The following is a 14096-nucleotide window of genomic DNA, read 5'->3' on the forward strand; positions in this document are numbered from 1 at the left end:
ATAAAACGGCTTAGAATCCACCCCACAGGGTAGCTATTGTGCCCGCCAGTAAGGCATAACCAATGGCAACAGGCATTGTTTTACGGATAATTTCTGATTCTCTACCTGCCATACCCACTACCGTTGCAGCGGCAACCACGTTCATTACGCACATCATGTTACCGGCGTTTGCTCCGATACCTTGTAGTGCCAATACCAGTGTGTGGTTCATGCCAATATTGTCGGCCACGCTGTATTGAAGGCTGGAGAACATCATATTTGAGAAAGTGGCTGAACCCGATAAGAAGGCACCAAAAATCCCCACGATAGGTGCCATCCAAGCCCACACTGCGCCCATGGAACCTGCCAACATATCCGCTAAAGCGACAGGCATTGAGGCAAGGCCTGCACCATTCGCGCCTGAGTTTAAGAAGATTTTCACCATAGGCACTGATGCGCCTAATGAAATAATGGTTGGCAACATGGACTTACATGAAACACCGACCGTTTGCTGAATCGCAGGGCTTTTCATTTTGAACAGGAAGAAACCTAGAATACACACGGCAACAAAGAAGGCACCTGGTGCATATAAGGTTGCGAAGCTGGCTTTAAGCTCAGTGCCCATTAGGCCTGTCCAGCTGATGTTAAAGCTTGATAACCATGCTTTTAACGGTGCCACTGTACGCGACAGTACCAAAAGCGCAGCCATGATGATGTAAGGTGTCCAAGCGGCAATTTGAGAAAACTTAGCCGTTGTTTCGACTTTTCCGCTTTCTTGACTGTCATTCTCTGCGAAATCATTCCATGGCGTTTTAGGCAGTAAGTAGCCTTTACGCGCAACCGGGATCACTAAGGCCATACCGATCAATGAACCGATAACCGAAGGGAATTCTGGGCCTGCAAGGTAGTTGATGATCCATGCGGGGACGGTAAAGGCAAGACCTGAGAAAATCGCAAATTTCCAAATTGCTAAGCCTTCCTTAAAGGATTTATTGCGACCAAAGAATCCAGTTAGCATGGTCACCATTACGAGAGGAATTAATGAACCTGTGATTAAGTCGATAGTGATCATATGCATGACGATATATCGCGCATAACCAGCATAGTTACCGCCATGGGCAGCAAATTGCTCCGCCGCCATACTCACGCCACCTTGGATCAGACCCTGTTCCATCCCAAAGAGTACAGGTAGACCAATCGCACCGAAGGATACACAGGCCGAGTCAGCAATCAAAGCCACGACAGCTGCGGCAACGGGTGGTACGCCAAGCAATACCAGTAGTGGTGCGCCAATGGCTGCGGGAGTGCCAAAACCAGCACTACCTTCAATAAAGGCACCGAATAACCAACAGATGATGATGACTTGTACACGGGCATCGGCACTGATGTTAGTAAACCCAGCACGGATAGTGTCCATGGCACCTGAGTATTTCAGGGTATTGAGTAGGAATACGGCACCAAAAATGATGGTTAACGGTGTGATGGCTGAGAGCAGTCCTTCGAGGACCGATGCCGCCAGTAATGTGGTATCCATTTGCCAAATAAACACGGCGGCGAGCGCTGTGATTATCATGGAGATAGGCATAGCCTTAGATGCAGGCATTCTGAGTAACACTAGAAATAGCATTACACTGAGCACTGGCGTCAAGCTAGCGAGGAGTTGAAGTATTGTCATGCTTGCCTCTTCATAAAGTGGTCTGTCTTATTATTGATATTAGGATTTTTCATCTGCCTTCATGTCGACTTCCCAGACCAATAAATCAGCAGTTAATACTGCAAGTACTTACGGTCTCGACATTCTGTGTTGTGTACTAGACGCTATTGTGAGCTTGACTAATATGATCTAGATCATCTTGGCTGTTATATGAAATGCTAATTTACAGTGCTGCGGGGTGCTTCTCTCGGGGGATTTTCTTATATGTGACAATGATCACTTAGACTGTTGGGTGTATATCTACTTTGGTTATATTAAATTAAATTTGTTGTTTTTCTGGTTATTAAAAGTAGAGCTATCACTCATATTCATCGTCATTATTGCAATTAACTGATCCATTTATTTCATTAATAGTCTGTTATTGGTTTTTTCAGTCATTTTTAAGGTGTGATTAAGGTCGCATAGATTGTTGTGGCTAGATTAACTCATTTACTTCTATTTTCATCAAGCTATTGTAATGTTTGCCTAATATGTCCATTTTGGAATGGTTTTTTATAGTGACCTAGAGCACGTTTTAAAATGGTGGGATTTTATTGTGATGGATATCACTTAATGAATTTTACTTTAATATGAAATTTAATAACCATTATTTAATTTAGTTTCAGTTTATTTGAGCGAACAGCCAGCCCAAATATTCAAGTATATTGAGCGAATAACAGAAAAGTTGAAATAAAAAGTGACCGCTTCTAATGGGTTAAGAGGGGAAATTGAGAGAACAGGGTGAAATTGAAGCAGAAATTTTAAGTAACAAAACTAAAAAATACTGTTTGAACTTTTATCAGACTGGTTAGTTTCATTAATGCTCAAACGCCATTAATGCGAATATTAGTTGTTTGTGAGAGGTGCTAAAAAGTTCACCAAAGACTGTGCAGGGGAAAAGATAAGGCTTTAATCGCAACCTTCTAGGTTAAATTTACAAAATAAAAAAGAGACGTGATATGTCTCTTTTATTGGTGATTTAGCCAACAGATACAGACTTAAAACAACTTGCTGCCCCAGCCTAATTTGGTCCGCAGCACGTGGAAATAGTTGTGTCCTTTAGGATGAATAAGCCGTAAACGTTCAGAGCTGCGGCGCACTATGATTTCATCGCCGGGTAACACGGCTAAATGCACGTGGCCATCACAGCTGACTTCGAGGTTTTCGCCATTTTCAGGTGACACAACCATTTTTATGGTGCTGCACGCATCGACAACAATCGGGCGGCACGACAAAGTGTGCGGGAACATAGGTACTAAGATTAGTGCCTGTAAATTAGGCGTCAGAATAGCGCCGCCAGCGGAGAGGGCGTAGGCCGTTGAACCGGTAGGCGTTGACACTATCATGCCGTCGGCACGTTGGCTGTACATGAACTGATCGTCAATATAGACCTCAAACTCAATCATGTGGGCAATTTTACCCGGATGGAGTACGGCTTCGTTGACGGCGGTGTTGCTCGCCTTGAGCATACCGTGGCGATAGACTTCGGCTTCGAGTAAGAATCTATGCTCGGTATCGAACTCTCCATCGAGTACCTTGGCGAGTGCTTCTTCGAAGGCATCGGGCGGCAGATCGGTTAAAAAGCCTAAATTGCCGCGGTTAACCCCAATCACGCCTAAATCGAAGCGGGCTAATACCCTTGCCGCGCCGAGCATGTTACCGTCACCACCGACGACTATGGCTAAGTCGCAACGCGCGCCAATTTCTAGTAAATCGACCGCTATGATATTGGGTCCTAATTCGGTAGCAACACGCTCTTCCACTAAGACTTCAAAGCCCTGCATTGTCAGCCAATAATGCAGACGTTTTAAGGTTTGGTTGGTCCCTTGGTGGTGAGGTTTGCCGATAAGGCCGATAGTATGAAACTTTGTGGTCATATTTATGCTAGATCTGGCCTTAGGCCTTGAAACGTCAAAATTGATCCCCATAATATGCCCAGAGTATTTCAGAAACAAAGCATTTTTAGCTGGAGTGAAAATGAGCAACGAATCGATTAAAGCAGAACAGGATCTGATCCAAGAGGGTGTAGAGTCTGAAGTATCTACCGCAGAAGCAAGTCTGATCGATGAGCTTACCCAGGCCAATTTCCGTATTGAAGAGCTGGAACAGTTACTCGCTGAAGCTTTGGCGAAAGTTGAAGAGCAGAAGGATTCAGTCATCCGCGCCGCAGCCGAGGTCGATAACATTCGTCGTCGTGCCGCAATGGATGTGGAAAAGGCGAACAAGTTTGCCTTGGAAAAGTTCGCCAATGAACTTTTGCCTGTGCTTGATAACATGGAGCGAGCGCTAATGGGGACAAACCCAGAAGATGAAGCGACGAAAGCGATTTATCAAGGTGTTGAGTTAACTCAAAAAAGCTTACTCACTGCGGTGGCTAAATTTGGTGTTAAGCAAATTGATCCACAAGGTCAGTCATTTAACCCTGACCAACATCAAGCGATTGGCATGCAGCCAAGCGCCGAGTTCCCTGCGAACACTGTGATGTTGGTGATGCAAAAGGGTTATGAGCTGAACAGTCGCTTGCTGCGCCCTGCTATGGTGATGGTGTCACAGGGTGGCCCTAACCAAGAAAGTGCAACGATAGATATCGAAGCTTAAGCTTTATTGGATCAGCCGCTGTTATAACAGACAGCAACAAAAAAGGACTGCAATTGCAGTCCTTTTTTTATGGGTGGAATTTTTTATTGATAACATTTAGCGTCTTAACGAGATAAGCAAGTTCAGCCTATTGCGCTAGATAAGCATTGATTTGCGCCAGTATGCCTTCGGCATCCAGTTGCAAATCGTGGATGACTTCCTCTGGCGAGCCATGTTTAATGAACTCGTCTGGCAAACCAATTTGGAGTACGGCTTTAGGCATTTTTAGCTTTTGAAGCTGTTCAAGCACTCCGGCACCCGCACCGCCTATAATGGCATTTTCCTCCACAGTGACTAACACTTCATGGGTTAGTGCCATTTCTTTTACCAGATCAACATCAAGTGGTTTCACAAAGCGCATATCGACAACCGTCGCATCTAAGCTTTCGGCAGCGGTTAATGCCGATGCGAGCAAGGTACCAAAGTTAAGTATGGCAATACGCTTACCGATACGCTTAATGACACCTTTACCAATTGGCAACGCAGTCATGGACTCGACTTGCATCGCTCCCGTTGCACTGCCTCTTGGGTAACGCACCGCACTTGGGCCCGCATCATAGCAATAGCCAGTGTAGAGCATTTGACGACATTCGTTTTCATCGGACGGCGCCATGATCACCATATTAGGGATACAACGCATAAAACTTAAATCGAATGCACCTTGGTGGGTTGGACCATCTGCACCGACGATACCGCCACGGTCAATGGCAAATAACACGGGCAATTGTTGTAGTGCCACATCGTGAATAAGCTGATCATAGGCGCGTTGCAGGAAAGTCGAGTAAATCGCGACTACAGGCTTGAAGCCTTCGCAGGCAAAACCCGCCGCTAAGGTGACGGCATGCTGCTCAGCAATCGCTGCATCAAAATATTGTTTCGGGAAGCGCTGGGAAAACTCCACCATGCCAGAACCCTCACGCATCGCAGGAGTAATCGCTAACACTTTCTCATCTTGTTCGGCAATGTCGCACAACCATTTACCGAAGACTTGAGAAAAGGTCGGTAAACCGGGTTTGGTGGCCGGCTTTTTAAAGAGTGATGGGTCAAACTTAGGCACAGCATGCCAACCGATAGGATCTTTTTCAGCAGGTTCATAACCACGACCTTTTTTGGTCATGATGTGCAGCACCTGTGGACCTTTCAGATTACGCATATTGCGCATGGTCTCGACCAGAGCGTCTACATCATGGCCATCGATAGGACCTATGTAGTTGAAACCTAACTCTTCAAATAGAGTGCCAGGAACGACCATACCTTTGAGGTGTTCCTCAGTGCGCTTGGCCATTTCTTTGATGACTGGCATACCTTTTAACACTTTTTTGCCGCCTTCGCGCAGTGTGGTGTAGAAACGGCCTGACATCAGTTGTGCTAAATGATTGTTGAGGGCGCCGACATTTTCTGAAATCGACATTTCGTTGTCGTTCAGTACCACGAGCATGTCATTGTGCAAGTCGCCCGCGTGGTTCATGGCTTCAAACACCATGCCGCCAGTCATAGCGCCATCGCCGATCACAGCGACCACTTTACGACCTGCTTGTTCTTTTTCTGCAGCTATCGCCATCGCCAGCGCGGCGCTAATCGACGTGCCAGAATGGCCAACGCTGAAAGTGTCGTATTCACTTTCTTCACGCCATGGGAAAGGATGTAAGCCATCTTTTTGCCGAATGGTGTGCATCTTGTCACGTCGACCCGTGAGAATTTTATGGGGATAGGCTTGATGGCCTACGTCCCAGATCAGTCGATCAAAGGGGGTATTGTAGACATAGTGCAGTGCCACAGTGAGTTCTACTGTGCCGAGCCCAGAGGCAAAATGTCCGCTGGACATGCCAACAGACTTAAGAAGGAACTCGCGCAGTTCATCGGCTACTTGTGGTAAAAGTGCCTGAGGAAGCTGGCGGAGCTCATTGGGGGTGTTGGCCTGCGCCAACACGGGAAACTGAGAAATGTCCAAACTCATAGCGAGATACTTCGACTCTTATTATATTCTTCGCTCAATGATATAGCGGGCGAAGTCTGCAATTAACTGGCTATTGTATGGCAATTTAGCCAGCGCTGATAGTGCCTCTTGGATCAGTTGTTTGGCGGTGTCTTGTGCACCTTGTAGTCCAAGTAGTTGTGGAAACGTACTCTTATTCGATTCAGTATCAGAGCCTTGCGGTTTACCTAGCTCTTCGGTGGTGGCTACGATGTCAAGGATATCGTCTTGTACTTGGAAGGCGAGTCCGACCGCACGAGCAAAATCCATCATAGCAGCATACTGATCTTTTGGCGCGTTTGCGGCGATCAAAGCTAACTCAACGGCGCAGCTGATAAGGGCGCCGGTTTTCATATTATGTAGCTGAGTTAATGCTTTAAGATCAATATGTTTATCGGTCGAGGCTAAGTCTATTGCTTGGCCTCCACACATACCACGATAACCTGAGGCTTTGGCTAATACTCTTACCATAGCAATATGTTGTTCGCTGCTGATCCCTGCTACGGCTTCGGTGACAATTTCAAAGGCTAAGGTTTGCAGAGCATCCCCCGCTAAAATGGCCGTCGCTTCATCAAAGGCAATATGCACGGTCGGCTGGCCACGGCGGAGCTCGTCATCGTCCATGGCGGGTAAATCGTCGTGGATTAATGAATAAGCATGGATACATTCAATGGCTGCGGCGCAAGCATCTAACTTTTCGAGTTCGACCCCAAACATGCGTCCTACACTGTATACGAGGAACGGTCGAATGCGCTTCCCTCCCAATAAGGCACCGTAAGTCATAGCGGCTTTTAATTGGGGAGCTGTATCTTCAAGCGTACTAAAACGCTGTTTTAATTGATCATCAACTCGTTGTTGATATTCTTGAATGGTACTGACTAACACGCTTATTCGCCCTCAACGGCATAGGGGGATAGGGGCGCATTTTCATCTTGTTTCAGTAAAATGGCCACTTTTTGTTGGGCTTGTTCGAGTTTTGCTTGGCTATTTCGAACGAGATTGATGCCACGTTCAAATTGTTTTAACGCGTCATCGAGGGATATATCGCCTTGTTCTAGATCGGCAACGATGCGTTCAAGTTCGCCAAGGGATTCTTCAAAACTAAGATTTTCGGGTTTCTTCGCCACGTTCAGGTTTCCTTTGATTTAGCGGACACAAGGTATATCAGGGCGGCGTAAGGGTCAAATTCAGACTAAAGATATTTGCTCAATAGCACGCTTTGTTACTGAAATTTTTCCAGAAAATATAAATTGTCGCTAAACTTGCTTAGTGTGTGTCCGATAACTGACAATAGTATCATCATTTGTATGGTAATTTTTAACTGGATAAACAAGGCTCGTATGTGTGTCGGTGGGATTATCTTATTCGGTAGAATAACTGAGTGTTCTTGCTTACCCAGAGTAAGTATTATGTCGTTTATTACGAAAATTGAGGAGCCGTTGTGGATTTAGCAACAATAATCGGAATTGTGGGAGCCTTTGGTTTTATTCTCGGCGCTATGGTGACCAGTGGCGGCTTGATGATTTTCGTTGATGTGCCCTCGATCCTGATTGTGTTCGGTGGGTCCTTCTTCGTGGTAATGATGAAGTTCACTCTTAAACAGTTTTTTAGTGCCGTTAAAATTGCTTTGAAAGCCTTTGTATTTAAGATTGATAAACCAGAAGATTTGATTGAGCAGTCAGTCACTATGGCGGATGCCGCCCGTAAAGGGGGGTTTTTGGCATTAGAAGAAGCTCAAATTACCAATACTTTTATGCAAAAGGCTGTTGATATGTTGGTCGACGGTCACGATGGTGAAGTGGTGCGTGCAGCCCTAGAGAAGGATATCGCTCTAACGGAAGAACGTCATCGGACGGGGATTGGCATATTTAGAGCCTTTGGCGATGTTGGCCCAGCGATGGGCATGATAGGTACGCTTGTGGGTCTTGTGGCCATGCTATCTAACATGTCAGATCCTAAATCTATTGGTCCCTCGATGGCCGTTGCTTTGTTAACCACATTATACGGCGCTATGGTCGCTAACATGGTTTGCTTGCCTATCGCGGATAAGCTAACAATTAGGATGGGAGAAGAAATGCTTAACCGTAATCTTATTATGGATGCGGTATTGGCGATTCAAGACGGACAAAACCCTAGGGTGATTGAAGGCTTCTTGAAAAATTATCTGGCTGAGAAAAATCGCAAAATAGATACAACGGACGGAGAGTAGCCAATGGCTAAGGCTAAGTGCAACTGTCCACCGCCCGGAGCACCTATGTGGCTTGCAACATTTGCCGACTTGATGTCGCTGTTGATGTGCTTCTTCGTGTTGTTATTGTCATTTTCTGAAATGGACGTGATGAAGTTTAAACAGATCGCGGGCTCAATGAAGTATGCCTTTGGTGTGCAAAATAAGGTGGAAGTTAAAGACATCCCGAAAGGGACTTCTGTCATTGCCTTAGAATTTAGACCAGGTCGCCCCGATCCGACTCCGATTGAAATCATTAACCAGCAAACGAATGAAATGACTGAACCTGTATTGGATTTCCAAGCGGGTGAAGACGATAGTGCGGGAGGCGTGCAGCAGCAAAATGGTTCTCAGCGGGGTGGCGAAGCGAGTGCTACGGCGCAAGAAGTGGCCGATGCGGTTAAAGCGGAAGCGGCAGCGGCGCAAGAAAAGATCAATCAGCAAGTGAAGAAGATGGCGCAGGAGCTCAATAAAGAGATCACCGATGGAGCGATTGAAATTGAGTCATTAGGTCAGCAGATTATTATTCGTATACGTGAGAAGGGTTCATTTGCTTCTGGCTCAGGTTTCCTGCAGCCTCGATTTAAACCTGTGGTACGCTCAGTCGGCGAATTGTTAAAAGATGTGCCAGGTGTCATCACAGTGTCAGGTTACACGGATGATATGCAAATAAGCGATGAGCTCTATAGTTCTAATTGGGATTTATCCAGCAAACGTGCCGTGGCAGTGGCCCATGAGTTAGTACAGGTCAGCGGCTTTGATTCTAATCGAATGAAAGTGGTTGGTATGGCGTCTAACAATCCGATTGTCCCTAACGATTCTCCGGAAAATCGTGCCCGTAACCGCAGGGTTGAAATTGCTATTGAGCAAGGTAAAGCTAAGGAGTCTGAAGAAATTCAGATCGGTAATTCGCCTTAAGTGTTTAGATACTCTCCCAATCTAAAGCCGCAATAATCTTGCGGCTTTTTTATTGAGCTAATGTGGACTTTTCCCTTTTAGTTAAAGTGTTATGCATCAAATTTCTGTGGTTGATTTAAATCCATTTGGGCTTTACGTTAATCACATTGAGTGTGTAATCCCTAAGTTTCCTTAACTATCCCTCAACGACTTATTGTTAATGATTTATCTCAAATCACTTATTTTAAGCAGGGAAATTCAAACCATTCGAATAGGCTTTAGTGACATTATTTCAGCCTAATTAGCTGCCGTGATTTAGTCATTAATACGCGATGAATACGCCACAAATTTGGCCTGTGTCGCTGTTGGCTATGTGCGCTGAAACTCGCCTTTTTAGGTTGCTTGGGTATATAATCCCCCGATTATTCTTTTAACCAATTTTGCTGTTTTAAAATTGCCCGCGGAAATCCCATGAAGTTTATTGTAAAGCTGTATCCAGAAATCATGATGAAGAGCAAGCCTGTACGCATGCGCTTCACCAAAATGCTCGAAACTAACATCCGTAATGTGCTTAAAAAAGTTGACGAAGATGCAAAAGTGCAGCGTCAATGGGACCGCATTATGGTGATGGTACCAAAGGATAAGCCTGAATTGGCCCAAGCTTTCGGTGAGCGTCTGGCGTGTATTCCTGGCATTGCACACGTAGTGCAAGTGGATGAGTACAGCTTTGAATCTGTTGATGATATTTATCAGCAAGTCTTGCCTGTTTACCGTGACCAACTCGCGGGTAAAACCTTCTGCGTGCGAGTAAAGCGTACTGGCGATCATGATTTTAATTCTATTGAAGTTGAACGTTATGTCGGTGGTGGCTTAAACCAGTTTACCGATGCGCTAGGCGTGCGTTTAAAGAATCCGGACATTACCGTTAATTTAGAGATTGAGCGCGATAACCTTTATATGGTGACTAAGCGTATTGAAGGTCTAGGCGGTTTTCCGATGGCAACACAGGAAGATGTATTGTCCTTGATTTCGGGTGGTTTTGACTCTGGCGTTTCTAGCTATCAATTTATCAAAAAAGGCGCTCGTACCCACTACTGCTTCTTCAATCTGGGCGGCGCACAGCATGAAATTGGTGTTAAACAAGTGGCTTACCATTTGTGGAAAACCTACGGTGAATCCCATAAAGTGAAGTTTATCTCTGTGCCTTTTGAGCCTGTGGTTGCTGAGATTTTAGAGCGTATCGATAACGGTCAAATGGGCGTTGTATTGAAACGCATGATGATGCGTACCGCGGCGCGTATCGCCGAGCGTATGGGCATTCAAGCCTTAGTTACCGGTGAAAGTTTAGGCCAAGTGTCTAGCCAGACCCTGACCAACTTAAACGTCATCGACCGTTGTACTGAGTTATTGATTCTACGTCCCTTAATCGCCATGGATAAGCAAGACATTATCAACGAGAGCCGTAAAATCGGCACCGAAGATTTTGCTAAATCAATGCCTGAATATTGCGGCGTAATTTCGCAAAAGCCAACGGTAAAAGCGGTATTAGCTAAGGTTGAAGCGGAAGAGAAAAAGTTCTCTGAGGATTTGATCGATCAGATCATCGCCCAATCTGTCACTATCGATATCAGGGAGATCGCAGAACAAATGGATACTCGGATTACTGAGACTGAAACGGTTGCCAGTATCGATACCAACCAAGTGGTCATTGATATTCGTGCCCCTGAAGAAGAGGAAAGTAAACCGCTGCAAATTGAAGGTATTGAGATAAAGCGCATCCCATTCTTCAAGTTAGCGACTCAGTTTGCCGATCTCGATAAGCAAAAGACTTATTTGCTTTATTGTGAGCGTGGGGTGATGAGTAAATTGCAGGCATTGTATTTAATCGAGCAAGGTTACACGAACGTGAAAGTGTATCGCCCATAAGTCGGGCGAAAACCTGCCCATTGCCGTATATCGTCAGTGGGATTGATTTGCTATTTAAGTACAAAAAAGCCGCATATTAATGCGGCTTTTTCTTTGCTCTTACTGAGCGCGACCTGAGTTTCAGTGTCGTTTAGGTTATTCGGCTTTAACGACTTGCTGATGAGATGCGACATCGTCTGTGGCAATCAGCAGAGTGGCTTCTTGTAGCACTTCTTGGTGCATTTTATTCATTGCAGCGGTTAAATCTGCAGTGATATTGGCTTGCAAGTCGCTTGTGTCAATGACGATTTCGTCAACGAGTACATTTGCACTGGCATTAAAGCTGAGTGCTGAGACTAATATTAACGCAAATGCCGATTTTAAATTGAACATAGTCGCCTCCGGGCTGACAAATTAACGCTGTCAGACATTCCCATCATCAACTTTGAGATTGTCTAACTTAGGTATTTCATAGCTATGGATGTTTCATCGCTATTGGTGTTTCGTTGATAAGCTGTTTCATTGGCGCAAAATTTAACCAAAAACGCTGGCCTTTACAAACGATTAAATGTAACAATACGGATTAGAAAAACTAATTAAAAAACGAGACTGAGATCACTATGTCGAGACGATTACCACCGCTTAATGCGGTTAAAGCTTTTGAGGCAGCCGCGCGGCATTTGAGCTTTACGCGGGCAGCGGAAGAATTGTTTGTTACACAGGCTGCGGTGAGCCATCAAATAAAGGCATTAGAAGATTTCCTCGGATTAAAATTATTTCGTCGAAAGAACCGTTCTTTGCTATTAACCGAAGAAGGGCAAAGCTATTTTCTCGACATCAAAGATATCTTTATTCAGCTTGCCGATGCTACCGACAGATTACTCGCCCGCAGTGCGATTGGTTCGCTGACTGTCAGTATGTCGCCCAGTTTTGCGATTCAATGGCTAGTGCCACGTTTGGCTAAATTCAGTGAGAAAAATCCCGATATCGATGTGCGAATAAAGGCCGTTGATACTGAAGCGAGTTCATTAACCGATGATGTGGATGTGGCTATTTATTATGGCTTAGGTAATTGGCCTGGGCTACGTGCAGATAAGCTCAGAAACGAAGTGCTTATTCCCGTGTGTTCGCCCATGTTGCTCAACGGTCCTAAACCACTCTCAAAACCGAGCGATTTAAAGTATCACACGCTATTACATGATATGAATCGTCACGATTGGCAGGCGTGGTTTAGGCAATGTGGCATTACCGATATTAATGTGAATCAAGGACCTATTTTCAGTCATTCGTCTTTGGTATTGCAGGCGGCGGCCCACGGTCAAGGGGTTGCTCTGGGTTACAGCGTGCTGGCTCGCCCCGATATCAAAGCTGGGCGACTTGTGTGCCCATTCCAAGAAGTCTTGGTCAGTAAAGATGCTTACTACTTAGTTTGCCAGCAAAACCATGCTGAGCTGGGTAAAGTGGTGGCGTTTCGTGAATGGATGTTAGACATGTTTGCCGAGGAGTCTCGCAGTGAGTTGTTGCCCGGATAAGCCGAGTTATGTATTAGAAGGGGAGCCTGCGAGTACTTTGATTTTATTGGCCCACGGTGCGGGTGCTAACATGGATTCTGATTTTATGCAGGCCATGTCGGCGGGATTCGTTGCTCAGGGCTTCCGAGTGATGCGCTTTAATTTTCCTTATATGCAGGCGAATGCTGTAGATGGTAAACGGCGTCCACCGGACCGTGCGCCTAAATTGCTCGCGTGTTTTACACAGATGCTCGATATCGCCCACTCACAACCACAAGTTGAACGTGTGGTGTTAATGGGGAAATCCATGGGCGGTCGTATGGCGGCCCTATTAGCCTGCGATCCTACATCAGCGGCGCACATCGATAGGGTGATTTGTTTAGGTTATCCTTTTGTGCCACTCAAAGGCGGCGAGCCTAGATTGGAACCTTTGAATGAATGCCAAGTCCCAGTATTAGTCGTACAGGGTGAGCGGGATAAGTTTGGTGGCAAAGCGCAGATCCCAAGCTGGCCCTTGAAAGCTGCGATAGGATTGGCTTGGATAACCGATGGCGATCATAGTTTTGTCCCAAGAAAGTCATCAGGCACCAGTGAAGCCGCTAACCTTGCACGTGCTATTGATTTATCAAGTGATTTTATTCGTGAGCTTGATGTTAAGCGAATAAATGTTGAATGAGTTAATCCCATTCCAGCAGGAGCGTTAAATGCGTAAAGGTCTATTGTTACTCGCCGCCGTGAGCGGATTCTTAGCCGTCGCCTTAGGGGCTTTTGGTGCCCATGGTTTAAAAGCGGTCGCGCCACCAAACTTAATTGAAGTCTTTAACTTAGGTGTGCAATATCATTTCTACCATACCTTTGCCCTCATCATGGTTGCCTTCTCGGGCCAATGGTTAACCTCGCGTTTACTGGACTGGTCGGCATATCTCTTTGTCGCAGGCATAATACTATTTTCGGGCTCACTATATGGACTGGCCTTGTTTGGGACTAAGTGGTTAGGTCCTATTACGCCTATGGGGGGTGGTTGTTTCTTACTCGGTTGGTTATTATTTGCCGCCGCGGTATGGCGTCACAAAGTTATCGACGGTCATGAGTCTTAATCGCTGATGCTTATGTGAGTTAACAGGCTTAGGGCGCACCTAAGCCTTTTTTATTTCTCTAATCGCAATTCAAGGTTCAGCAGTAGGCAAATAGGGCATTTGTGGATTGAAATTGGTATACTGGCGCCCAAATCGATAGTCAGCCAATGCTTTGGCTTGGATTTCTCAGGGATCC

At 45.6% G+C, this 14096-nt stretch carries 13 protein-coding genes; 7 read left to right on the forward strand and 6 right to left on the reverse strand.

Annotated features, from left to right (window positions below; genetic code table 11):
- Positions 1-10: 10 nt before the first annotated feature.
- Both L5M38_RS10825 and nadK read right to left on the reverse strand, forming a co-directional pair.
- Positions 11-1654 carry an L-lactate permease gene (locus L5M38_RS10825; RefSeq protein WP_049821741.1) on the reverse strand — a complete coding sequence of 548 codons (1644 nt, stop codon included), beginning with the start codon at positions 1652-1654 and terminating at the stop codon, positions 11-13.
- 1016 nt (positions 1655-2670) lie between these two features.
- Positions 2671-3549 (reverse strand): NAD(+) kinase, encoded by an 879-nt coding sequence (nadK, locus tag L5M38_RS10830; RefSeq protein WP_081729057.1) that lies wholly within the window; start codon positions 3547-3549, stop codon positions 2671-2673.
- A 100-nt stretch (positions 3550-3649) separates the two neighbouring features.
- On the opposite strand from nadK, the gene grpE reads away from it, so the two are divergent.
- Positions 3650-4270: a nucleotide exchange factor GrpE gene (gene grpE, locus L5M38_RS10835; protein ID WP_028760692.1), complete on the forward strand. Its 621-nt coding sequence runs from the start codon at positions 3650-3652 to the stop codon at positions 4268-4270.
- 127 nt (positions 4271-4397) lie between these two features.
- On the opposite strand, the gene dxs is transcribed toward grpE, so the two are convergent.
- From dxs to xseB, 3 genes are read right to left on the reverse strand one after another with little or no spacing between them, the layout of a single operon-like run.
- Entirely contained in the window at positions 4398-6266 is a 1869-nt protein-coding gene (gene dxs, locus L5M38_RS10840; protein WP_105249771.1) for a 1-deoxy-D-xylulose-5-phosphate synthase, read from the reverse strand.
- Positions 6267-6287: 21 nt separating this feature from the next.
- Positions 6288-7169, reverse strand: a complete 882-nt coding sequence (gene ispA / locus L5M38_RS10845) for a (2E,6E)-farnesyl diphosphate synthase (protein WP_113941026.1) — start codon at positions 7167-7169, stop codon at positions 6288-6290.
- A gap of 2 nt (positions 7170-7171) precedes the next feature.
- Positions 7172-7411, reverse strand: coding sequence for an exodeoxyribonuclease VII small subunit (gene xseB, locus L5M38_RS10850; RefSeq protein ID WP_006080884.1), 240 nt, complete (start codon positions 7409-7411; stop codon positions 7172-7174).
- Positions 7412-7725: 314 nt separating this feature from the next.
- Here xseB and pomA point away from each other — a divergent pair, with 314 nt between their 5' ends.
- The 3 genes from pomA (at position 7726) to thiI (ending at position 11334) form a co-directional block, all read left to right on the forward strand.
- Positions 7726-8493 carry a flagellar motor protein PomA gene (gene pomA / locus L5M38_RS10855; RefSeq protein ID WP_263140359.1) on the forward strand — a complete coding sequence of 256 codons (768 nt, stop codon included), beginning with the start codon at positions 7726-7728 and terminating at the stop codon, positions 8491-8493.
- 3 nt (positions 8494-8496) lie between these two features.
- Positions 8497-9429 carry a flagellar motor protein MotB gene (locus tag L5M38_RS10860; RefSeq protein ID WP_131522981.1) on the forward strand — a complete coding sequence of 311 codons (933 nt, stop codon included), beginning with the start codon at positions 8497-8499 and terminating at the stop codon, positions 9427-9429.
- A gap of 450 nt (positions 9430-9879) precedes the next feature.
- A complete protein-coding gene (gene thiI, locus L5M38_RS10865; RefSeq protein ID WP_028760687.1) occupies positions 9880-11334 on the forward strand; it encodes a tRNA uracil 4-sulfurtransferase ThiI in 1455 nt (484 codons plus the stop codon).
- 135 nt (positions 11335-11469) lie between these two features.
- Here the strand turns inward: thiI and L5M38_RS10870 are convergent, their stop codons facing one another.
- Entirely contained in the window at positions 11470-11706 is a 237-nt protein-coding gene (locus L5M38_RS10870; RefSeq protein WP_028760686.1) for a hypothetical protein, read from the reverse strand.
- A 227-nt stretch (positions 11707-11933) separates the two neighbouring features.
- On the opposite strand from L5M38_RS10870, the gene L5M38_RS10875 reads away from it, so the two are divergent.
- The 3 genes from L5M38_RS10875 to L5M38_RS10885 are packed head-to-tail and all read left to right on the forward strand — an operon-like array spanning position 11934 to position 13921.
- Positions 11934-12845, forward strand: a complete 912-nt coding sequence (locus L5M38_RS10875; RefSeq protein WP_105249769.1) for a transcriptional regulator GcvA — start codon at positions 11934-11936, stop codon at positions 12843-12845.
- Positions 12826-13500, forward strand: coding sequence for an alpha/beta family hydrolase (locus L5M38_RS10880; protein WP_263169971.1), 675 nt, complete (start codon positions 12826-12828; stop codon positions 13498-13500). The genes L5M38_RS10875 and L5M38_RS10880 overlap by 20 nt, the downstream gene beginning before the upstream one ends.
- Before the next feature lie 28 nt (positions 13501-13528).
- Complete coding sequence (locus tag L5M38_RS10885) at positions 13529-13921, forward strand: DUF423 domain-containing protein (RefSeq protein ID WP_263169974.1); 393 nt, start codon at positions 13529-13531, stop codon at positions 13919-13921.
- The last annotated feature ends 175 nt before the right edge of the window (positions 13922-14096 follow it).

The sequence above is a fragment of the Shewanella sp. SM101 genome (genome assembly GCF_025654465.1).
In the GTDB taxonomy this organism is placed as follows: domain Bacteria; phylum Pseudomonadota; class Gammaproteobacteria; order Enterobacterales; family Shewanellaceae; genus Shewanella; species Shewanella oncorhynchi.